Source organism: Dissulfurirhabdus thermomarina, assembly GCF_012979235.1.
Lineage (GTDB): Bacteria > Desulfobacterota > Dissulfuribacteria > Dissulfuribacterales > Dissulfurirhabdaceae > Dissulfurirhabdus > Dissulfurirhabdus thermomarina.
Genome location: NZ_JAATWC010000010.1, coordinates 47,311 through 68,572 on the forward strand (window position 1 = coordinate 47,311; position 21,262 = coordinate 68,572).

The 21,262-nt window shown below is 74.1% G+C and carries 20 protein-coding genes; 6 read left to right on the top strand and 14 right to left on the bottom strand.

Features of this window, described 5'->3' with window-relative positions; all coding sequences use genetic code 11:
* Window positions 1-10: 10 nt before the first annotated feature.
* Window positions 11-784, bottom strand: coding sequence for a DUF72 domain-containing protein (locus HCU62_RS10360; RefSeq protein ID WP_163299082.1), 774 nt, complete (start codon window positions 782-784; stop codon window positions 11-13).
* Window positions 785-883: 99 nt separating this feature from the next.
* On the opposite strand from HCU62_RS10360, the gene HCU62_RS10365 reads away from it, so the two are divergent.
* Window positions 884-1,366: a hypothetical protein gene (locus HCU62_RS10365; RefSeq protein ID WP_163299081.1), complete on the top strand. Its 483-nt coding sequence runs from the start codon at window positions 884-886 to the stop codon at window positions 1,364-1,366.
* An 18-nt stretch (window positions 1,367-1,384) separates the two neighbouring features.
* On the opposite strand, the gene HCU62_RS10370 is transcribed toward HCU62_RS10365, so the two are convergent.
* Both HCU62_RS10370 and HCU62_RS10375 read right to left on the bottom strand, forming a co-directional pair.
* Window positions 1,385-2,281 carry a nucleotide-binding protein gene (locus HCU62_RS10370; protein WP_163299080.1) on the bottom strand — a complete coding sequence of 299 codons (897 nt, stop codon included), beginning with the start codon at window positions 2,279-2,281 and terminating at the stop codon, window positions 1,385-1,387.
* A 205-nt stretch (window positions 2,282-2,486) separates the two neighbouring features.
* Window positions 2,487-3,257 carry a DUF3108 domain-containing protein gene (locus HCU62_RS10375; RefSeq protein WP_169755609.1) on the bottom strand — a complete coding sequence of 257 codons (771 nt, stop codon included), beginning with the start codon at window positions 3,255-3,257 and terminating at the stop codon, window positions 2,487-2,489.
* 117 nt (window positions 3,258-3,374) lie between these two features.
* Between HCU62_RS10375 and HCU62_RS10380 the strand changes: the two genes are divergently transcribed.
* Window positions 3,375-4,580: a DNA polymerase IV gene (locus HCU62_RS10380; RefSeq protein ID WP_163297799.1), complete on the top strand. Its 1,206-nt coding sequence runs from the start codon at window positions 3,375-3,377 to the stop codon at window positions 4,578-4,580.
* On the opposite strand, the gene HCU62_RS10385 is transcribed toward HCU62_RS10380, so the two are convergent.
* The 10 genes from HCU62_RS10385 to HCU62_RS10430 form a co-directional block, all read right to left on the bottom strand.
* Window positions 4,470-6,761, bottom strand: a complete 2,292-nt coding sequence (locus HCU62_RS10385) for a carboxy terminal-processing peptidase (RefSeq protein ID WP_163297800.1) — start codon at window positions 6,759-6,761, stop codon at window positions 4,470-4,472. The genes HCU62_RS10380 and HCU62_RS10385 overlap by 111 nt on opposite strands.
* Before the next feature lie 172 nt (window positions 6,762-6,933).
* Window positions 6,934-8,148, bottom strand: coding sequence for a TraB/GumN family protein (locus tag HCU62_RS10390; RefSeq protein ID WP_163297822.1), 1,215 nt, complete (start codon window positions 8,146-8,148; stop codon window positions 6,934-6,936).
* Between the two features lie 40 nt (window positions 8,149-8,188).
* Entirely contained in the window at window positions 8,189-10,042 is a 1,854-nt protein-coding gene (locus tag HCU62_RS10395) for a UbiD family decarboxylase (RefSeq protein WP_163297801.1), read from the bottom strand.
* Between the two features lie 4 nt (window positions 10,043-10,046).
* Window positions 10,047-10,580 carry an NUDIX hydrolase gene (locus HCU62_RS10400; RefSeq protein ID WP_309474762.1) on the bottom strand — a complete coding sequence of 178 codons (534 nt, stop codon included), beginning with the start codon at window positions 10,578-10,580 and terminating at the stop codon, window positions 10,047-10,049.
* Window positions 10,577-12,010, bottom strand: a complete 1,434-nt coding sequence (gene pyk / locus HCU62_RS10405; RefSeq protein ID WP_163297802.1) for a pyruvate kinase — start codon at window positions 12,008-12,010, stop codon at window positions 10,577-10,579. Before pyk ends, HCU62_RS10400 begins: the two co-directional genes overlap by 4 nt.
* A gap of 18 nt (window positions 12,011-12,028) precedes the next feature.
* Entirely contained in the window at window positions 12,029-12,418 is a 390-nt protein-coding gene (locus tag HCU62_RS10410; protein WP_163297803.1) for a hypothetical protein, read from the bottom strand.
* Window positions 12,391-12,561 (bottom strand): hypothetical protein, encoded by a 171-nt coding sequence (locus tag HCU62_RS10415; RefSeq protein WP_163297804.1) that lies wholly within the window; start codon window positions 12,559-12,561, stop codon window positions 12,391-12,393. The genes HCU62_RS10410 and HCU62_RS10415 overlap by 28 nt, the downstream gene beginning before the upstream one ends.
* A complete protein-coding gene (locus tag HCU62_RS10420) occupies window positions 12,558-13,001 on the bottom strand; it encodes an NUDIX hydrolase (protein ID WP_163297805.1) in 444 nt (147 codons plus the stop codon). Before HCU62_RS10420 ends, HCU62_RS10415 begins: the two co-directional genes overlap by 4 nt.
* Before the next feature lie 88 nt (window positions 13,002-13,089).
* Complete coding sequence (gene selD, locus HCU62_RS10425; protein ID WP_374001931.1) at window positions 13,090-14,136, bottom strand: selenide, water dikinase SelD; 1,047 nt, start codon at window positions 14,134-14,136, stop codon at window positions 13,090-13,092.
* 198 nt (window positions 14,137-14,334) lie between these two features.
* Window positions 14,335-14,562, bottom strand: a complete 228-nt coding sequence (locus HCU62_RS10430) for a hypothetical protein (protein ID WP_163297806.1) — start codon at window positions 14,560-14,562, stop codon at window positions 14,335-14,337.
* A gap of 371 nt (window positions 14,563-14,933) precedes the next feature.
* Between HCU62_RS10430 and HCU62_RS10435 the strand changes: the two genes are divergently transcribed.
* The gene (locus HCU62_RS10435) at window positions 14,934-16,901 is read left to right on the top strand and encodes a transglycosylase SLT domain-containing protein (RefSeq protein ID WP_169755610.1); all 1,968 of its coding nucleotides are present in this window, start codon (window positions 14,934-14,936) and stop codon (window positions 16,899-16,901) included.
* Between the two features lie 126 nt (window positions 16,902-17,027).
* Here the strand turns inward: HCU62_RS10435 and HCU62_RS10440 are convergent, their stop codons facing one another.
* Complete coding sequence (locus tag HCU62_RS10440) at window positions 17,028-17,528, bottom strand: hypothetical protein (RefSeq protein ID WP_163297808.1); 501 nt, start codon at window positions 17,526-17,528, stop codon at window positions 17,028-17,030.
* A gap of 153 nt (window positions 17,529-17,681) precedes the next feature.
* On the opposite strand from HCU62_RS10440, the gene yhbY reads away from it, so the two are divergent.
* The 3 genes from yhbY (at window position 17,682) to HCU62_RS10455 (ending at window position 21,250) form a co-directional block, all read left to right on the top strand.
* Window positions 17,682-17,984 carry a ribosome assembly RNA-binding protein YhbY gene (gene yhbY / locus HCU62_RS10445; RefSeq protein ID WP_163297809.1) on the top strand — a complete coding sequence of 101 codons (303 nt, stop codon included), beginning with the start codon at window positions 17,682-17,684 and terminating at the stop codon, window positions 17,982-17,984.
* Window positions 17,985-18,107: 123 nt separating this feature from the next.
* Entirely contained in the window at window positions 18,108-18,506 is a 399-nt protein-coding gene (locus HCU62_RS10450) for a PilZ domain-containing protein (RefSeq protein ID WP_163297810.1), read from the top strand.
* A 110-nt stretch (window positions 18,507-18,616) separates the two neighbouring features.
* Window positions 18,617-21,250, top strand: a complete 2,634-nt coding sequence (locus HCU62_RS10455) for a PAS domain S-box protein (protein WP_163297811.1) — start codon at window positions 18,617-18,619, stop codon at window positions 21,248-21,250.
* Window positions 21,251-21,262: the final 12 nt, after the last annotated feature.

The window sequence follows — 21,262 nt, forward strand, 5'->3', positions numbered from 1 at the left end:
TCCCTCCGTTTCAGGTGCCGGCGAAGGGGGGCGGAAGCCGCCGCCCCGCCAGCTCCGCCATCCGGAGGGCGTCCGAGGCGGCGTCCCCGGAGGCGGTGTTGTCGAAGAAACAGAAGGTCTCGACACCCCACGAGCGGATGGTCTCGAGCCAGGCCCCGAGGCGCTCGTCGCCGTAGCGGCCCCGGTAGAGCCCCTCGGCTCCGTGGAGGCGCACGTAGGCGAAGTCGGCGGTGACCCGGACGCTCATGGGATAACGGCCGGCGGTGTCGGCCACCACCCAGGCCACGTTCCGCGCCTCGAGGCACCGCCACGCCGCCGGGGCGTGCCAGGAGGAGTGGCGGGCCTCCAGGGCGAGGCGGCCGCCGCCGGCGGCCAGGTCCAGGAACCGCCCGAGGCGGTCCGGGTCGAAGGGAAGGTCGGGGGGCAGTTGGACCAGGGCCACGGCGAGCTTCTCCCCCAGGGGGGCGGGGTCGGCCCAGATCCGGCGGGCGGAGTCGGGCTCCACCTCCAGGCGGCGGACGTGGGTGAGGTAGCGGTGGACCTTCACGGCCCAGAGGAAGCCCGGGGGCGTCCGCCGGGCCCAGCCCTCCCAGGTCTTGGCCGGGAAGGAGCGGTAGAAGGAGGCGTTGAGCTCCACGGCCCCGAAGACGCCCGCGTAGAACTCGAGGCGCCGGGCCTGCGGGAGCCCCGGCGGGTAGAGGCGCCCTTCGAACTCGGGGTAGTTCCAGCCGCTGGTCCCCACGTGGATCGGGGGGGCGTGGCGGTCGGCGCGGCTCCTTGGCATGGCGGGCGGTGATGGGGTATGAATGGCCCCGGGACCGGTTTCGATTATGAGCGGCCGCCGGGGCCGCCGTCAACCGGGTCCGTCCAGAGGAGGGGCGCCATGACCGTTCACCCACCGGGGCCGCATCGGGAGGGTTGGCGGGACCGCCTGGAGCGGTTCAAGCCGGGGGCCTGCCGCCGGACGCACCTCATGGTCTCCGGTCTGGTCTGGGCCGTGGTGGGCGCCGTCATGCTGGCCCGCGGCGCGGCCTGGCTCCGGCCGTGGGGCGATCTCACCCGCGGCCTCGTCCTGGTGGGGGCGCTGGCCGCCGGCGCCGCCAAGGCCCGGTGGGTCCTCGACGGGGTGGCCGGCCGGATCGCGGCACGCATCGAGCGACGGGGGGACGGCCGGTGCCTCGGCGGGTTCCTCTCCCTTTCCAACTGGGCCCTGGTGGCCCTCATGATCCTCTTCGGCCGGGGGCTCCGGGCCGTCGGTGTCCCGGCGGCCCCGGCGGGCTGCCTCTACATCGCCGTGGGCTTCGGCCTCTTGGTTTCCAGCCGGGTCGTCTGGCGGGCCTGGGCCGGGTCGGCCGCGCCGGGCTGACAGCCGCGGCCGCCCCGGTCAGGCCGCGGCCGCCAGCCGGGCGACCTTCTCCGCCACGGCCGTGCCGATCTCCTCCAGGGCCCGGGCGGCCGGGGAGGCCGGCGCCGCTTCCAGGACGGGCAGGTAGGCCCGGACCGCCGCGGTCACCGCCGGGTCTTCCGGGATGGCCCCCAGGAGCGGGAGATCCACCCCCACGTAGCCGGCCAGGAGCCGCCGGAGCTGCGCGATGTTCAGGTGCGACTTGGCCCCCACCCGGTTGAGCACCAGGTGGGGGATGAAGCCCGCGAGCGCCGCTTCCGCGGCGGCCCGGGTCTCGGGCCCTTCCCGGCTCGCCAGCTCGAAGATCTCGTCCATGCGGTTGAAGTCCGCCTCGGAGAGCGGCGCACCCAGCGGTCCCCGGGCGGTGAGCACGCCCAGGACCTTCCGGATGGCGGCCAGCTTCACGAACCGGTAGAGGTCCAGGATGGACGTGGGATCCGGCGTCGCGATGCAGACGGGAAGGTCCGCCATGAGAAAGAAGTCGAGGGCGTGGTAGTTGGTGCCGGCGCCCACGTCGGCCACCACCACGTCGGCCTCCAGCCTTCGGACGTGGCGGATGAGGCGCTGCTTCGAGGCATAGGGGAGGTTGGAGGTCTTGAGGGTCTCTCCGGTCCCGGTGATCACCCGCAGCCCGTGGAAGGCCGGGAGCGGCTCCGCCACGGCGTCGAGGTCGTCCACCTTCCGGGCCAGGAAGTCGGTGAGGGTGTGGGCCGGGTGGAAGAGGCCGTAGAGCATGTGGACGTCCGCCCCGCCCACGTCCAGGTCCACCAGCACCACCCGCCGCCCGGCCCGTGCGAGGTGGAGGGCCAGGTTGGCGGAGAGTATCGTTTTGCCGACGCCGCCCTTGCCCGAGGCGACGGACAGGACGATTGCCATGGAGTGCCTTCCGGTCCGCGGTGGATGGGTCGCCTCCGCCGGGCGGGGTCGTCCCGGCGGGTCTCTTCTCTCATCGACCTTCACGGGGCGGCGGTTAAACGGGGCTTCTCGACGTTTCGCGTGGAGGGGTTCTCCGGGCCCGAATCTGCACGGCGGGATGTGAAGCCGGGGCCCCGGTGGGGGTGCGGGCCCATCGGCCCGGCCGTCATCGTGCCGGTCTTCTGCCCTTCGTCCCGGTCGCCGGCCCCGTCCCCGGGGGGGCGTGGATGGCCGTCAGCTCCGCGGTGAAGCGGCCCACGATCACCTCGGTCTCCACCTTGACGGGGAGACGCCGGTCGTCGTCCGTGAGCCAGACCCAGAGCCGCGCCCCCGGGCTCTTGCGGAAGACGCCGCCGATGCCCTCCATCCGGGGTTCCACCAGGATGGCGTCGAACCGGCCGGCGGGCGTCTCCACCCGTTCCCGCCGGTGGACCACGGCGACGCCGGTCACCACCCGCTTGCCGTCGGTGACGGCCAGGGTGAAGTTGCCCTCCGTGGCCTCGGGCCGGGTGCGGTAGGCGAGGAAGCAGGAGAGGGGATCCTGCACGCCGGGCGGGACGGGGACGATCCGGGCGAGCCGTTCTCCCTGGTAGCGGCGGGCGAGGCCGGCCGCGGGGTCGAAGTGGACCTCCACGGGGGGGCGGCGGCGCCATCCCTCCCGGACGAACTTCGAGTAGAGGAGGGGGCGGCCGGTGGCGAGGTCCACGGTGGTCTCCACGAGGTCCCGCACCGGGAAGACCGCGTCGAGGTAGGCCAGGGTCCGGGCCCGGGCCCGGAAGACCACGGTCCCCGGCGGGCCCGGGGCCACCTCGAGCTCGGCCCTGGCCGCCGGGACGAGGCCCCACCGGATCCGGTACTCGAGCCGCTCCCCCACCAGGCCGGCCAGGGAGGCCGCCCCGGCCGGGGCGGCGGGCAGGAGGAGGCAGAGCGCCAGCATCCAGGCCGCGGCGCGGGACGGGGGGGCTCCGCGGCGGCGCGGGGGTGGGGTATCATGGGAAGGGTGCCCGCGGCCCGGGGAGGGCCGGGACCGCCGCGCGCCCCGCGGGGAGGTGCCATGGACGGCGGCCGAGACAGGGAACTCCGGTGCATCGTGCACCTCGACATGGACGCCTTCTTCGCGTCCGTGGAGGCGCTCGACCGCCCGGAGCTCCGCGGGCGCCCGGTGATCGTGGGCGGGACCGGGCCCCGGGGGGTGGTGGCCGCCGCCTCCTACGAGGCGCGCCGCCACGGCGTCCACTCGGCCATGCCCATGACCCGCGCCCGGCGCCTCTGCCCGGGGGCCGTGGTCCTGCCGCCCCGAGCGGCCCGCTACCGGGAGGTCTCCCGGGCCGTCTTCGAGATCTTCCGTTCCTTCACCCCCCTGGTGGAGCCGGTCTCCATCGACGAGGCCTTCCTGGATCTCACCGGCACGGAGGCGCTCCACGGGCCGCCGGCGGCGGCCGCCGCCGAGATCCGCCGCCGCGTCCGCGGGGAGACCGGCCTCACGGTCTCGGCCGGGGTCGCCCCGAACAAGCTCCTGGCGAAGATCGCCTCCGACCTCGGCAAACCCGACGGGCTCGTGGTGGTGCCGCCCGGCCGGGAGCAGGAATTCCTGGACCCCCTGCCCGTGGGACGGATCTGGGGGGTGGGCGAGGTGACCCGGCGGGTCCTCGGGCGGATGGGGGTCCGGACCGTCCGGGACCTCCGGGCCTTGGACCGGGAGGGCCTGGTGCGCCGGTTCGGGGCGGCGGGGCACCGGCTCTACCTCCGGGCCCGCGGGCGGGACGCCTCGCCGGTGGCGCCGCCGGGGCCGCCGAAGTCCGTGGGCCGGGAGGAGACCTTCCCCCGGGATCTCCGGGGAGAGGCGGCCCTCCGGCCGGTGCTCCTCCGGCTGGCGGGGGAGGTGGGCCGCCGGCTCCGCCGGCGCGGCCTGGCGGGCCGGACCGTGGTGCTCAAGGTCCGCTTCGGGGATTTTTCCACGGTGACCCGCTCCGTCACCCTGCCGGCCCCGGTGGACGACGACGGGGCCGTCTTCCATGCCGGCCTGGAGCTCCTGGGCCGGGTGCCGCCGGAGCGGCCGGTGCGGCTTTTGGGGCTCACCGTCACCGGGTTCGGACCGGAGGGGGCGTGGCGCCAACTCTCTCTCTTCGGGGGGCCGGGGGCTGCGGCGTCACGGGAGGCGCTCAACCGGGCCCTGGACCGGCTGCGGGAGCGCTACGGCGGGGACGTGGTGGTGCCGGGGAGCCTGCTCCCGGGCGGGGAGGAGGGACCCGGCGGCTGAAGGGGCCTTGCGGGCCGAGGCGGGGCCGCCGAGGTCCGCCAGGACCTGGATGGCCTCCCGGACCACGGGGTCTTCGCGGACGGCCTTCCGCCAGGCGTCGGGGCCGGTGGCGTTGTCGTCCGCCTCGGGCGGCGGCAGGGCGTCGTCGAAGGGGGCGGCCTGGTGCGGCGCGGTGCGGCTGCGGGCGCGGTCGCTGGCGAGGGCGGCCCGGATGGCGGCCAGGTCCAGGGACCGGCGCGTGTCGGCCTGCCGCTGGGCGCTTTCCTCCATGGCCCGCCGGATCTCGGCGAAGGCCGGGTCGGTGGCCACGCGGCGGGCGCTGGCCGCCTTCACCGCCGCCAGGCGCCCGCGGATCGGCCCCGGCCACGGTGTGAAGGCCACGGGCGGCACCGTGTCCCAGGGGAGGGCGAAGTCGAGGTAGCGCTCCCCGGTCTTGAGGGCGTTGAGCCGGTCGGGCAGGACGATGTCCGGCACCACCCCCTTGAACTGGGTGGTCTCCCCGGTCACCCGGTAGAACTTCTGTATGGTGATCATGAGGGCGCCCAGGGGCTTGTACTTGGCGAAACGACCGTTGCGGACCATGTAGTCCATGTCCACCATGGCCTGGACGGTGCCCTTGCCGTGGGTGTGTTCCCCTCCCATGATCACCGCGCGGCCGTAGTCCTGGAGGGCCGCCGCGAGGATCTCGGAGGCCGAGGCGCTGAACTGGTTGACCAGGACCACCACCGGGCCGTCGTAGACCACGGCGGGGTCGTCGTCGGCGAGGACCTGGACGCTCCCGTCGCTGTTCTTGACCTGCACCACCGGGCCGGAGGGAATGAAGAGGCCGGTGATGTCCACGGCGTCCACCAGGGAACCGCCCCCGTTGTTGCGGATGTCCAGGACCAGGCCCCGGATGTGCCGGGCCTCGAGGGCCTTGAGGGCCTTTCGCACGTCGTCGGTGGAGCTGCGGCCCTTGCCGCCGTTGTTGATGGCCTGGAAATCCCGGTAGAAGGAGGGGATCCGGAGGTAGCCCACCGGGCGGTCCGCCGGTCCGAGGACCATGTCCTTCACGAAGGTCTCCTCGATCTGGACCACGTCCCGGACGATGGGGATGACCTTGATGGTGCCGTCCGGCTTGCGGACCGTGAGCCGGACCTCGGAACCCTTCCGGCCGCGGATGAGCTCCACCGCGTCCCGGAGCCGCATGCCGGTGATCTCCACGGGTTCGGCGCCGGCCTCTCCCACCTTGAGGATGGCGTCCTCGGGCTCGAGCTCGCCCTGGCGGTAGGCCGCCCCGCCGGGGATGACCCGCACCACCTTGACGTAGCCGTCCTCCTCCCGGAGGAGGGCGCCGATCCCCTCCAGGGAGCCCTTCATGCTGATGTCGAAGTCTTCCTTCTGGAGGGGGGCGAGGTAGTTCGTGTGCGGGTCGAAGGCCCGGGCCACCGCGTCGAAGAGCCGGTCGTAGTAGTCGCGTTCCTTCTCCTTGAGCAGCCGGTCGAAGAACTGCTCGTAGGCCGCGCGGACCTTCTCGCGCGCCTTGGCACGAAGGGCCGGGTCCTCGGCCGGCGGGGCGGCGTCCTTCGCCCCGGGGGCGCCGGCCTCCGTCCGGGCCATGTCGAGGAGGTCGAGGTAGCGCAACGCCACCTGGTAGTGGAGGATCCGGCGCCAGCGCTGGTTCAGCTCCTTCCGGGAGCGGCAGAAATCGAGCTTCTCCGGGTCGGTCTCGAGGGTCTCCCGGGACGAGAGGGGGAAGTCCGCGGCCAGGAGGCCGCGGACCATCTCCCGGACCTCCTTCACCCGGGCCTTCATGAGGGAGGCGCTCAGATCCACGAGGGGCATGCTGCGACCGGCCAGTTCCTGGTCGATGTCGGTCTCGAAGGCCCGAAGCCGCGTCACGTCGTCCTGGAGCAGGAAGCGCTTCTGGAAGTCCAGGGTCTTCAGGTAGAGGGCGAAGGCGTGCCGCGAGAGCTCGTCGTCGATCCGCTTGTGGCTGAAGTGGTGGCTCTCGAGCTGGGTCCGGACGAGGAGCCCGAGGAGGCGGGCACGGTTGGCCTCGAAGTCGAAGCCGGAGAAGGCCGGGGCCGCCCGCGGGACCGCGGCCAGGAGGGCGGCCGCCAGGACCAGGAGGGGCAGGAGACGGAGGCACCGGGGCGTGGCGGCCCGGGCTTGCCTGTGGGCGTGGAGCTTTTCGAACAAGGGATGGATATCCGTGTATCTGCCCAACCGGTGGGGAATTTTCCCTCACACTATCCGGTCGGTGCCGGTTTGGCAACGGGGCGGGGGCCGCCGCGGCGTTCCCGGTCCCCTTCACCTCATCGGCGTCGCCCCCGGCGAGGGTAAATGCCCCGGGGCGGCGTCATCCCGGCGGCTACGGCCGCAGGAAGAGGGTGTGGACGAGGCGGTAGCCCCCGAGCCACGTGCCCACCAGGCTGCCGATGCTCGGGAGCACGAAGGAGAGGAAGACCCGGAGGAGGCGGTTGCGCCACCAGGCCGTCGGGCGGGTGATGTCGGCGCCGGCCCGCTCGAAGTCGGCCACCAGAGGCGGGCGGACGTAGGCCTGGACCAGGGCGGTGACGTACCCGGCGCCGATCACGGGGGTGAGGCTGGTGACGGGCGCCGCCAGGAAGGCGGCGGCCAGGGTGGCCGGGTGGGCGAGGGCCAGGAGGGCCCCGGCGGCGCTGGGGATCCCGTTGGCGAGGACCCAGTAGACGAGGTCGTCCCCGGCGGCCGCCGCGCCCTTGCGGACGGCCACGGCGGCGAGAAGGGCGAGGATGAGCCCCGGCACCCCCCATGCCGCGGCCCGGGCCGCGGGGGACGGAGGCGGCACCTCCTCCAAGGCCGCGAGGTCCGCACCCCGCCCCTCGATGAGGCGGCGGCGGATCCCCGCCACGTGTCCGGCCCCCACCACGGCCGCCACGCGGCCGCCCGGCGCCCGGCGGATCCTCTCGGCGATGTAGGCGTCCCGTTCGTCGATGAGCACCTCCTTGAGGGAGGGGAGGGTCTCGCCGAGCTCGCGGATGAGCCCGTTCAGGACGTCGGACCGCTTGAGTTCCTCCACCCGCTCGGGGGTGAGATCCACGCGCTCGAAGAGCCCGGCGGCGAGCGAGGCGGCGAGGGTGAGCCTCCGGAGGACGGGGGTCCGGCGCCAGGCCCGCTTCAACGTGATCCGGACGTCCCGGTCGGCGAGCACCACCTCGGCCCCGGCCGCCTCGGCCCAGCGGGCGGCCTCGAGGAATTCCGTCCCGGGCGGGACGCCGAGGCGGTGGCCGATGCGGCGCTGGTAGGCGGCCAGGGCCAGGTTGGCGACGAGGGTCGCCAGCTGGCGCTGCCGGATGACGGCCTTGAGGTCCAGGGCCGTCCACCACTCCCGCTGTGACATGGCCCGGTACCGGCGGGGATCGAGCTCCACGCACACAGCGTCCGGGCGCTCGGCCTCGAGGGTGCGGCGGACGAGATCCACCGACGACCGGGAGACGTGGGCCGTGCCGATCAGCACGATCTCCCGCCGGCCGAGGCGGACCCGGTGGACGTCGGCGGGGTCCTGGCCGGCGGGCGGAGCCGGGTTCGGTTCGGGGCGATCCATCATGACGCGCCCCGGAATCTACACCGGGCGGGGCGGAGCGTCACGCCTCCACGTCGAGGATCCCGTGGAGGGACCGGCCCGGGGCCGCCAGGGCCTCGATGCGCCGGATGACCGCCGGGTCTTCCTCCAGCGGCGGGGCGTGGTGGGGCTTGCGCCGGGCGTCGATGACGAGCGGCCCCTCGCAGCCCCAGTGCTTGGCCCGGGTGAAGGCGCCGGCGCCGTAGACGTCGCCGGCAGGGTCCGCCCGGGTGAAGGTGGTCCAGAGGAAGTCGTCCAGGGAGCGGGCCGCGGCCGCCGAGTCGTCCGCCACCACCACCAGGGCGAAGGAGCGGAGCGGGTGCCCGGCGGCGAGCGCCGCGGCGAGCCGCTCCATCTCCGGGTCGCGGCCCGGGCGCCAGTGGCGGCACGGCGGGCCCGTGACCGCCGCCACCCCCGGAAGGCAGGCGGCCGGGGACCGGAAGCCCACCGGGAGCGGCAGCCGCGCCGGGACCGCCTCCGGCAGCTTGCGGCGCTTGGGCCCCGCGGCGGCGATCACCACCTTGGAACCCCGGTGGAGGCCGGTCCCGGTGTAGTCCAGGGTGTCCACGGTGGTCCGGGTCTGAAAGTGGAGGTCCCGGCGCCAGTCCACCCGCTCGAGCACGTGGCGGAAGAAGGCGGCCACGTCCCGGGGGTCGAGGTCCGGGTCGTCCTCCCGGGCGGCGATGAGGAGGAACTTGGCCAGGGAGAGCTGGCCCGTCCCGAGGATGGCGTTGGCCTGGGTGAGGATCTCCATGGGCCCCCGGCGTTCGGCGTAGGGGACGTAGCGCTCGCTGCCCACGGCGAGGAGGAGGGGGTGCACACCGGCGGCGTCCACGGCGTGGACGGCCTTCACCCCGGGGATGACCCGGGGGATGGCGGGGGCGGTCAGCTCGTGCACGAGGGCGCCGAGGTGGGTGTCCTCCTGGGGCGGCCGGCCCACCGTGGTGAAGGGCCAGACGGCCCCCGGGCGGTGGGTGACCCGTTCCACCCGGAGCACCGGGAACTCGTGCACCAGGCTGTAGTAGCCGAGGTGGTCTCCGAAGGGGCCCTCGGGCAGGGTGCGCCCGGGTTCCACGGTGCCGCTGATGCAGAAGTCGGCCTCGGCGGGCACCGGAAGTTCCCCGGGGCGCCGGACGAGGCGGAGCCGCCGGCCGCCGAGGAGCCCGGCGAAGGCGATTTCGGGGACCCCCTCCGGAAGCGGCATCACCGCGGCCACGGCGAGGCACGGCGGGCCGCCGACGAAGACGTTGACCCGGAGGGGGACCCCCCGCTCCAGGGCCTCGGCGTGGTGGACGCCGATGCCGCGGTGGATCTGGTAGTGGAGGCCCGCCTCCAGGCCCGGCCGGTAGCGCCCGCCGGTGATCTGGATGCGGTACATGCCGAGGTTGGAGCCCCTGAGGCCCGGGCGGGCGGGGCTTTCGGAGTAGACCTGGGGCAGGGTGACGAAGGCGCCGCCGTCCCCCGGCCAGCACCGGAGGCGGGGGAGGTCCAGGAGGCCGGCCCGGTGGGCCAGCACGGGGCCGTTCGGGACGATCCGGGGCCACATGCGGAGGGCGGCCGGCAGGAGCGAAAGGGCCCGCCCCGGGGACCGGAGGGCCTCGGCGGGCCGGGCCAGGAGCGCCGCCGCCCGTTCCAGGTCCTCCAGGGTGTCCCGGAAGAGGTACCGGGTGCGTTCCATGGTGCCGAACAGGTTGGCGAGCAGGGGGAAGCGGCAGCCCTTGACCCGGGTGAAGAGGAGGGCGGGCCCCCCCGCCCGGAAGACGCGGCGCTGGATGGCCGCCGCCTCGAGATCCGGGTCCACCGGCTCCCGCACCCGGACGAGGTCGCCCCGGGCCTCGAGGTCGTGGATGCACTCGGCGAGGTTCCGGTAGCCCACGGGCCTACCCGTCGTGCCCCGGGCCGGGCCCTTCGCCGGCCTCCGCCAGGAGGCGTCGGAGGGCGGCGAGCCCGTCCGGGGTGAAGGGCTCGCCGCGGGCCGCCATGGCCAGGACCTCTGGGATCTCCATGAAGGCGCCGCTTTCGACTTCTTCCGGCTGGAGGACCACCGGCCCGTCGTGGACGCAGGTGAAGACCCGGCCGAAGACGTGGTTGCCGGCCTCCCGGTGCTCGAAGTCGAAGCGGCGGTCCAGGGCCACGCCCCGGATGCCGAGTTCCTCGGCGAGCTCCCGCGCCGCGGCCGCCTCGTAGGTCTCGCCCTCGAGCACCACGCCGCCGGCCGCCACGTCGTGGCAGCCGGGGTAGACGTCCTTCGTCCGGGTGCGCCGGTGGACGAAGAGGCGGCCCGCGCCGTCGAAGACGAAGACGTAGGCCGCCCGGTGGGGGAGGGCCCGTTCCCGCATGCGCCGGCGCGGCAGGGCACCCACCACCCGGTTGGCCCCGTCCACGATCGCCACCCGTTCCTCGGCGGGGTTCACGGCGCCGCCTCCGCCCCGGGGGCCTGGGCCACCTTCAGGAGGTTCGTGGTGCCAGGGATCCCGGGCGGGAGCCCGGCGGTGACCACCAGCCGCTCGCCCGGGCGGAGCCACCCGGACTCCATGGCCCGGGCCACGGCCTCCCGCTCCATCTCTTCCTCGGCGCCCACGGCCTCGGCGAGCACGGGGAAGGCCCCCCAGGTGAGGGCCAGCCGGCGGTAGGTCTCGACCTTCGGGGTGAGCGCGAGCACGGGCTGGCGGGGCCGGTACTTGGCCACGAGGCGGGTGGTGCTCCCGGTCTGGGTATAGGTGGCGATGGCCGAGGCCCCTACCTCCGCGGCCATGCGGCCGGCGGCCCGGGCCACGGCCTCCTGGACGTCGAGGAAGCGCCCGCCGGGCAGGCGGGCGGCCCAGGTGTCGTAGGGGAAGGTGGCCTCCGCCTCCTCGGCGATCCGGGCCATGGTCTCCACCGCCCGGACCGGGTGCCGCCCGGCGGCGGTCTCCTCGGAGAGCATGACGGCGTCGCTGCCGTCGAGGATGGCGTTGGCCACGTCGGTGACCTCGGCCCGGGTGGGCCGCGGGCTCTCCACCATGGACCGGAGCATCTGGGTGGCGGTGATCACGGGTTTGCCGGCGGCGTTGGCCCGGGCGATGAGGTCCTTCTGGACACGGGGGATCCGTTCCACCGGGATCTCCACCCCGAGGTCGCCCCGGGCCACCATGAGTCCGTCCACCTCCTGGAGGATCTCGTCGATGCGGCCGAGGGCCTCGTGTTTTTCGATCTTGGCGATGAGGGGGAGATCCCCGCCGAGGGACCGCATGAGCCGGCGCGCCTCCCGGACCTCCGCCGCCGAGCGCACGAAGGAGAGGGCCACCAGGTCCACCCCCTCCCGGAGCCCGAAGGCGAGGTCCGCCCGGTCCTTCCCGGTGAGGGCGGGCACCTGGAGCGATCGGGTCGGCAGGTTGATCCCCTTGTGGGCGCCGAGGGGCCCGCCCACCACCACGCGGCAGCGGATGTCCGTCTCGGTGGTCTCGTCCACCGACAACTCCAGGGCGCCGTCGCTCAGGAGCAGGGTGTCGCCTGGCCGGACCTGGCGCGGCAGCTCCGGCCAGGTGAGGGAGACCTCGTGCGCGTCGCCGGGGACGTCCCGGCTGGTGAGGGTGAAGGGACGCCCCGATTCCAGGTGGACGGTGCCGGCCGCGAGGGGCCCGGTGCGGATCTTGGGGCCGGCGAGGTCCTGGAGCACGGCCACCGGGCGCCCGGCCTCGGCGGCGAGGCGCCGGACGCGGGCGATGACCTCCCGGTGCTCGTCGTGGGTGCCGTGCGAGAAGTTGAGGCGGGCCACGTCCACCCCGGCCCGGATGAGGGCCGAGAGGATCCCTTCATCCCGGGACGCCGGGCCGATGGTGGCGATGATCTTGGTGCGCCGCATGGGGCTCTCCGGCCGGGCTCAGCGGACGGTGACCGAGAGATCCCCCTGGATCTCGCAGCCGATGGTGACCCGTGAGTTGCCGAGGGGCAGGGTCTTCGGGGGGCCGTGGAAGTCCGTCTCGCCCTCGCCCAGGACCTTGCCGTCGAGGAGGATCCGGTAGCGGCCGATGCAGTGGTCGTTGCGGAGGTACATGGCGACCTTCCGGCACTTCCGGCACTTCTTGCAGCACTTGCAGGCCCTGCACGGGGTGACCCGCTCCTCGGTCACCACGCCGCAGGCCCCGTCGGCGATCCGGAAGTAGCGCCCGGCGGCCGCGGGCGCCGCGGCGAAGAGGCAGGCGCAGAGAGCCGCCGCCACGGCCGGGGCCCGCCGCCGGAAGGTCAGGTGTCGTCGTCGCTGCAGCCGCACGTGTCGCGCTCCCCCCGGCACCAGGGGCAGAGCCACTCCCCCGAGGCCTCGTCCAGGACCAGCTCCCGCACCGGGAGCCGGGCTCCGCAGGCGGTGCAGGCGGCCTCCTCCGGTGCGCCGCCTTCCGGGGCCTCCGGCGTCACCGGCGCCGCCGCCCGAGGGCCTGCGCCACCAGGCGCCGTTCCCCGGGGTAGTCGAGGAGGGCCAGGGCCTTCCTGGGCCGGAGCCACCGGACCTCGGCCACCTCGTCGTCGTCCATGGGCCCGGCGGGCCCGGCCGGCCGCATGTGCCAGAAGCGGACCACCTTGGGGCGGCCGTCCACCTGGTAGCGGATCTCCCCGGCGAAGGCCCCCAGGCGGACCGGCATCCCCGTCTCTTCCCGGACCTCCCGCGCGGCGGCCTCGGCGAAGGTCTCGCCGTCGTCGAGCTTGCCCTTGGGGAGGCACCAGTCCCCGTAGCGATGGCGGCGGATCACGGCGAGGCGCCTGAAGAGGCGGCCTTTCCAGAGCAGCCCGCCGGCCGCCCGGATGGCGAAGTCCGGGATGTCGTCCTCGCCGGTCTCTTCGGGACGTGGATGGTTCATGGCGTGTCCGGGCCGGCGGCCGCCGCGCGGCCGCCCGTCAGGATCATATAGTGGATGCGGGCCGGATCGTCAAACGGGTTCGGCGGGGTCACGGCAGCACCCGGATCCAGGGCGGCCCGCCGGCGGCGGCCCGGCCCACCCGGGCCGCCCGTACCCCGGCCGCCCGGAGGCGCGAGACCAGGGCCTCGGCGTCCGCCTCGGGGAGGGCGAAGAGGAGCCCCCCGGAGGTCTGGGGGTCGAAGAGGAGTTCCTCCCGGGCCGCCTCCAGGTCGGCCAGGCGTTCCCATGCCCCGGCCACCAGGGCCCGGTTGGGGCGGTTGCTCCCGGTGGTCTCCCCCTTCCGGTACATCTCGAGGGCATGGGGGTAGAAGGAAAGGGCGGCGTAGGAGATCTCCAGGCGGACGCCGCTGCCCTTGGCCATCTCCAGGGCGTGGCCGAGGAGGCCGAACCCCGTGACATCGGTGCAGGCGTGGACCTCGAGGCCGCCGGCCGCCTCCATGGCCGGCCCGTTCAGGGAGGCGAGTTCCGGGAGGACGGCCTCCATCTCGGGCCAGGGCAGGCGGCCGGAGCGGCAGGCGTTGAAGAGGACGCCGGAGCCCAGGGACTTGGTGAGGACCAGGGCGTCCCCGGGCCGGGCCCCGCAGTTGGTGAGCACCCGGTCCGGGTGGACGAGCCCGGTGACGGCCAGGCCGTACTTGGGTTCGAGGTCGTCCACGGAATGCCCCCCCACCAGGGAGGCCCCCGCCTCGCGGACCTTGTCGTTCCCGCCCCGGAGGATCTCCCGGAGAAGGCCGAGATCCAGCTTCTTGCTGGGGAACATCACGAGGTTGAGGGCCGTGACGGGGCGCCCCCCCATGGCGTAGACGTCGGAGAGGGCGTTGGCCGCGGCCACCTGGCCGAACCAGTAGGGGTCGTCCACCGGGGGCGTGATGAAGTCCGCGGTGCTGATCACGGCAAGGTCGGGCCGGACCCGGTAGACCGCGGCGTCGTCGGCGGTCTCGTAGCCGACGATGAGGTCCGGGTCCGAGGGCGGCACGAGGCCGGCCAGGGCGTCCGACAGCACGGTCGGGCCGATCTTGGCCGCTCAGCCGCAGGTCCGGGACAGCCGGGTGAGTGTCTTCTTCTGGAACCACATGGCGCCGTGCCGCGCTCCTTTCGAATGTTTCCATTTAGCCGGATCGGGGCGCGGACGGCAACTCGGATAGGCGGCGGCGATGGAGGACCCGGATTGGATCGAGCCGGGCGATGACGGGCGCAAGAGAAAGGGGCCGGCTGTCGCCGGCCCCGGATCTTTCGCGAACAGGCCGGGCGCGCCGCCCGGCTCGAACCCGGACTAGCCGCCCGTCACGGCACCCCACCAGCTGTGGATGAAGCCCAGGGGACCGCCGGCTTCCACCATGCCGCCCACGATGCTGGCCAGGACCCAGAGCGCGAAGAGCCCGAAGGCGATGAAGCCCATGGCGAAGGAAGCGGTGACCAGGGGATAGAGCAACCGGCGGGTCCGGAGACCGGCAAAGCTTTCTTCGTACCAACTTCTGGCCGCAGCGATGGTTTCCTGCATGGCGTCCTCCTTGCTGAGTAGGTGGTATGAGCCCCGTCTTTAAGCTTTGGCCTTAAACTAACACCATTATCGGCGCCTGTCAAGAAAAAATTAAATAAAAACAATATGTTATTGTAAATTCAAACTGGCAGGAAAAGAACTCATGGGAAGTCATGGTTTCCCCAAAAAAGAAAATACCAGCATTTTGGTCAGAAAAGATGTCAAGAAACCGTGCACCACGGGGGCGTTTCTCCGAGCCCGTGGGAGGGGGGCGCGTGGTGCGGCCCGCGCGTTCTCAAGGCCCGGGCCGCCCGTGCCGATGAAATACGGGGAAGGGGCGCGCCGCCGGCGCGCCCCTTGCCGACATCTCCCCAGGAGCCCCCGTGCGACGCATGTTCTCCGCCATAGGCCTTGCCGCGCTCCTGTGGGCGTGGGCGGGGCCGGCCGCCGCCGTTCCGCCCATGAGGGAGGCGCAGCGCGAGGCCTTCCTGGCGGCCGAGGCCGCCCTCGCCGCCGGGGACGAGGCGGCCTACTGGCGCCACCTCGAGGGTCTCCGCGACTACCCCCTCTTTCCTTATCTCCGCTACCAGTGGCTCCGGGCCCGCCTCGATCGGGCCCGGCCCCTGGAGGTCAAGGTCTTCCTGTGCCTCTACGGCGACACCCCGGTGGCCGGCGACCTCCAGCGGGCCTGGCTGGAATCCCTGGCGTCGCGGGAACGGTGGGAGGAATTCCTCCGGGCCTACGACCCCGGCGTCGCGGATCTCTCCCTCGACTGCCTCCGGCGCCGGGCCCTGCTCCATGCGGGCCGTGCCGGAGAGGCCCTGGACGGCATCGAGGAGATCTACGCCTCGGCGGTTCCCGAGCCGGAGGCCTGCACCCCCGTCTTCGCGGCCTGGGAGGCGGCGGGGGGGCCGGGCGAGGCGGTCAAGTGGCGCCGCATCCGGACCGCCATGGCCGCCGGCCGGGGGGACCTCGCCCTGGAGCTGGCCGGTGGCATCTCCCGCGGGGCCCGGGCCGCCGTGGCGGCCTGGCAGGAGGCGCGTGCCCATCCCGGCCGCCTGGCGGCCCTGGTGGCCGGGATGCCGCGGGGCCCCGCCCGGGAGTGGGTGATCCGGGACGGGCTCGCGGCCCTCGCCCGGCGGGACCCGGGCGCCGCCCTGGCCGTCTGGCGGCGGAACCGGGCCCGGTGGCGTCTCCCGGCGGAGGCGGCGCGGGCGGTGGAGACCGGGATCGCCCTGGCGCTCGCGGCGGACCGGGACCCGGCGCACCGGCGGGACCTCGAGACCCTGGCCGCGCGGCTGGAGGATCCGCGCCTCGTGGAATGGTGCGTGCGGCTCTCCCTCCTGGACCGCGACTGGCGGGGGGTGCTCAAGTGGACGGCGCGGCTCCCGGCGGGACGGCGGTCCCGCCCGGCGTGGCGGTACTGGCGGGCCCGGGCGCTCGCCGCCCTGGGCCGGAAGGGGGACGCCCGGCGGATCTACGAGGAATTGGCCCGTGACCGCTCCTACTACGGCTTCCTCGCCGCCGACCGCGCCGGGCGGCCCTATGCCCTGGAGACCCGGCCCCTGGAGGCCGACCCCGGCGTGGCGGCCGAGGTGGCGGCACTGCCCGGCGTGCAGCGGGCCCGTGAACTCCTGTTCCTGGGGCGGCGGGAGGCGGCGCGGCGCGAATGGGCGGCCGCCGTCCGGGGGCTCGACCGGGACCACCTCCTCCAGGCCGCCCGGCTCGCCCACTCGTGGGGCTGGTACGACCGCGCCATCGCCGCCCTGGGCCGTGCCGGCTGCCTGGACGACCTCGCCCTCCGGTTCCCCCTGGCCTACCTCCCGGAGGTGTCCGCCCGGGCCGCCCGGGCCGACATCGATCCCGCCTGGGCCCTGGCCCTCATGCGCCAGGAGAGCGCCTTCGACACCCGGGCCCGGTCCCGATCCGGGGCCCTGGGGCTCATGCAGCTCATGCCCGGGACCGCCCGGTTCGTGGCGCGTCGCCGGGATCTGCCCCTCCGTTCCCTGGACGAGGTCTTCCGGGCGGAGACCAACATCCGCCTGGGCATCGGTTACCTCGAGATGGTCCGGGACCGCTTCGGGGGGAATCCCGTGCTGGCCACCGCCGCCTACAACGCCGGCCCCGCGCGGGTCGAGGAGTGGCTGCCGGAGGAGGGACCCGTGGAGGCGGACCTCTGGGTGGAGACCATCCCCTTCACCGAGACGCGCCGCTACGTGAAGCGGGTCCTCTTCTACGCGGCGGTCTACGAGGCCCGGCTCGGCCGCCGCCCGCCGGCCCGCCTGGCCGACCGGATGCCCAGCATCGAGCCGGTGGTGACCCTGGCCGCCCTGCCGGCCCCCGCCCCGGCGCTCCCCTGACGGCGTGGAAAGACGCCGGCCGCGGCGCCCCGGCGGCCCCCGCCACGGCGGCTGTACCCGGGTGCGCCTCGCCCCGCGAAGTCTTCGCGCCTTGCCCTCGGCGGTGCCGTCGCCCCCCGGCCCGGGCTACAGCCAGGCCCAGGTCTCGGGCAGCTGCGGCACGGTGGTGAAGGCGCTTCTCTGGCCCGCCCGGGCCAGGAGGCCGCCTTCCCCCTCGGCGTAGTAGGCCGCCGCCTGGAGGTCGCCGGCGGCGAAGTAGGCCGCCCGGGCCATGAAGGCCTCCACGAAGTCGGAGGTAAAGTAGGCGGTGAGGGCCGAACGCAGGAGCCGCGCCAGCTCCGCCCGGAGGGGGGCGCTCCCGGGGAGGATCCGGACGCCCTTCCGGGGCACGAAGATTCCCTCGTGCCCGCTCCAGGGCTCCTGCTCGAAGAAGATATGCCGGATCAATTCACCGAAGAGCGGGGCCGAGCGGATCTCGTCCACCGGGACCAGGGCCCTGCGGGTCGAGGTGAAGGGCGTGCCGCACTCCGGGCAGTAGCGCCCGCCGGGGCGCACGGCGCCGAACTCGGCGCCGCAATCGCGGCACCGGAAGGCGAAACGGCCGTTGTCCCGGACGGCTTCCAGCATCGGCGCCCCCTTCGGCACCCGGCCGGGCCGACCGGGTCCGCCGGGCAGGATACCGAAGGCCGGAACGGTTGTCCAGGAGGTCTCCAGGTTGCGCCGCCGGCCCGGAGGGTGCTATCCTCGCCCGATCCGAATCCCCCTGCAGGAGGTCCCGCCATGCAGGCCCCCCGGCTGACCGGGAAGCAGGCCCGCCGTCTCCGCGCCCTGGGCCACGCCCTACGCCCCGCCGTCCTGGTGGGGAAGGGCGGCCTCGGCGACGCGGTGGTGGCCGAGATCGACCGGGCCCTCGCCGCCCGGGAGCTGGTCAAGGTCCGGCTGCAGGAGGGATGCGGCCTAGACCGGCGCACGGCGGCCCGGGTCCTGGGCGAACGCCTGGGGGCCGCCGTGGCCCAGGTGCTGGGCCGCACCATCCTTCTCTACCGGCCCGGTCCCGGGCGGCGGATCCCCCTCCCGGATTGAACCGCCCCGGCGCTCCCGCCCCCGCCTTTTCAAGGTTTTCCCGCCGGATGCCGACAATAGAACAGTAGGGGTGCCGGCGGCCGCGGCGGGCGCGGCCGGCAGCCATCCAGGGGGAGCACGAACATGGCAGGTGGAATCGAAAGGCGGCGCAACGTACGGGCCCCGTTCCAGGCATCGGCGGCCCTCAAGGCGGAGTCCGGGGGGAACACGGTGTCCATCGAGGGTCCCACCCGGGACCTCAGCCTCAAGGGGCTCTATCTCTACTCCGAGGTCCAGCTGCCCGTGGGGACGCCGTGCGAGGTCCAGCTGCGGCTCATGGGCTCCAGCACCAACCTCTCCCTGTGGATCCAGGGGAAGGTGGCCCGGGTGGACGAGACGGGCATGGCCATCGAGTTCGAGCGGATCAACGTGGACGACCTCGCCTTCTTCCGGACCTTCCTCCACTACCGGTCCGGGGAGCCGGAGGTGATCGAGCGGGAGTTCTCCGCCATCACCTCGGTGGACGGCTTCATCCAGGACTGAGCCCGGGCGGTGCCTCCCCGGGGGCCGCCCGCCTTGCCTTCGTCCCCCGGTTCGTGCGATAAGATTCCATGGGAGCGGCGGGCGCCCCGCGCCTGCCGTCCGTGTCGCGGATGAAGCTCTCGGGCCTGCCAATACCGGGCGGTGACCTCCGCCTCCCGGCGGCCGCCCTGGCCGCGGCGGCCCTGGTCTGGGCCGTCCACCTCTTCCTCCCGGCGGGCGAGGCCCCCGGGGCCCTGGTGCCCGCGCTGGCGTCGGCCGGCCTTGTGGGGATCGGCGCCTACGGCTTCTGGGGGCGCCGGTTCGGCCGGGAAAGGCGCCGCCTGGCCGCCGTCACCCGGATGGTCCAGCTGATCCGCGAAGACTACCCGGTCATCTCCGACCACGCCCTCTCCTACCTCCTGGAGGCCACCGGGAGCCGGTACGGGTTCTTCGGCCTGGTGGACGAGGACGAGACCCGGCTCTCCACCTACGCATGGTCCCGCCAGGCCATGCGCGACTGCCGCATCGGCGGGGGCTGCATCGACCTCCCCGTGGAGGGGGCCGGGCTCTGGGCCGAGGCGGTGCGGCGCCGGGCGCCGATCGTGGTGAACGACTACGCCTCGGCCCCGGGCCGGAAGGGGCTCCCGGAGGGGCACGTACCGCTCCGGCGGCTCCTGGTGGTGCCCGTGGTCCGGGACGGCCGGGTCCGGGCCCTGGCCGGACTCGCCAACAAGGCCCTGCCCTACACGGCGGCGGACGTGGCGGAGGCGGAGGCCTTCCTCGTCCACGCCCAGGCCATCCTGGAACGGAAGTTCGCCGAGCGGGCCCTCCGCGTCGGCGAGGCCCGCTACCGCGGCCTCTTCCAGAACGCCCACGACGGGATCGTCCTCCACGACCTCGCCGGCCGCATCCTCGAGGTGAACCCGCGGATGTTGGAGCTCACCGGCTTTCCGGCGGAACGGCTGCGCGGGATGCACGTGAAGGACCTCCATCCCCCGGCCGCCCTGGAGACCTCCCGGGAGGTGCTCGAGCGGACCGCCCGGGACGGCCACGTCCGGTTCGAGATCGAGTTCCTCCGGGCCGACGGCACCACCTTCCCCGCCGAGGTCTCCGCCAGCGTCTTCGAGGCCGGCGACCGGCGGCTCGTCCAGGGCGTGGTCCGGGACATCGGGGACCGGCAGGCCGCGGAACGGGCCCTGCACAACCTGAGCCGCCGGCTCTCCCTCATCCTCGAGTCCGCGGGGGAGGGGATCCTCGGCCTGGACCGCGAGGGGCGCCTCACCTTCGCCAACCCGGCCGCGGCCCACATGTTGGGGTACGAGGTGGAGGACCTGGTGGGGCGCGACGCCCACGGGACCTGGCACCACGCCCGTGCGGACGAGACCGCCTATCCCCGGCAGGAATGCCCCATCTTCGCCTCGCTCCGGGACGGCGTGGTCTTCCGCGCCGACGACGAGGTCTTCTGGCGGCGCGATGGGACTGCCATCCCGGTCCACTACGTGAGCGCCCCCATCGTGGAGGAGGGGGGTATCGTGGGCGCCGTGGTGATCTTCCAGAACATCGCCGCCCGGAAGGCGGCGGAGGATGACCGCCGCCGGCTCCAGCGGCAGCTGATCCACGCCCAGAAGATGGAGGCCGTGGGCCAGCTCGCCGGCGGGGTGGCCCACGACTTCAACAACATCCTCACCGCCCTGAGCGGCTACACGGAACTCGCCCTGGTCAAGCTTCCGGAGGACCACCCGGCCCGGAGGGATGTGCTCGAGATCCGGCGCGGCGCGGACCGGGCCGCGGCGCTCACCCGGCAGCTCTTGGCCTTCAGCCGGCGCCAGCCGCTGGAGACCCGGGTGATCGACGTCAACGACCTGATCCGCGAGATGGAGAAGATGCTCCGCCGCCTCATCGGCGAGGACGTGACCCTCGAGACCGACCTCGCCCCCGACCTGGACCGGGTCAAGGCGGACCCCGGGCAGGTGGAGCAGGTGGTCATGAACCTCGCCGTGAACGCCCGGGACGCCATGCCGGAGGGCGGCCGGCTCCGAATCCGGACCCGCCGGCACTTTTACCGGCCCGGGCCCGGGGTGGAGGAGGACCGGCCCGCCACCCCCGGGGCCTACGTGTGTATCGAGGTGGCGGACACCGGGGAGGGGATGGACGCCGAGACCCTCCAGCACGTCTTCGAGCCCTTCTTCAGCACCAAGGGGCCGGGGCGTGGCACGGGCCTCGGGCTCTCCGTGGTCTACGGGATCGTCCGGCAGCACGGCGGCTGGATCGACGTCCGGAGCACCCTCGGGCGGGGGAGCGCGTTCGAGGTCTACCTCCCGGCCTTCACCTTCGAGGCGGGCGGCGGGATCCCGGCCCATGCCGCCGACGGGGAGACGCCCGCCGGCCGGGGGGAGTGCGTGCTCGTGGTGGAGGACGAGGACGAGGTCCGGGCCCTCGCGGCGGCCGTCCTCTCCGAGGCGGGCTACCGGGTGCTGGCCGCGGGCTCGGCCGAGGAGGCCGCGGGTATCCTCCGGCGTGAGGACGGCCGGGTGGACCTGGTCTTCTGCGACGTGGTGCTCCCGGACCGGAGCGGCCTCCAGCTGGCGGAGGATCTCGCCGGCTCCGGGGTGCGCTTCCTGATGTGCAGCGGCTACAGTGACCACCGTTCCCAGTGGCCCGTCATCCGGGAGCGGGGCTACCGGTTCCTCCAGAAGCCTTACCGGGTGGCCGACCTCCTCCGGGAGGTCCGGGCGGCCCTGGACGCGGAGGCGCCGGTCTCGTGAGCGGTTTCCGGG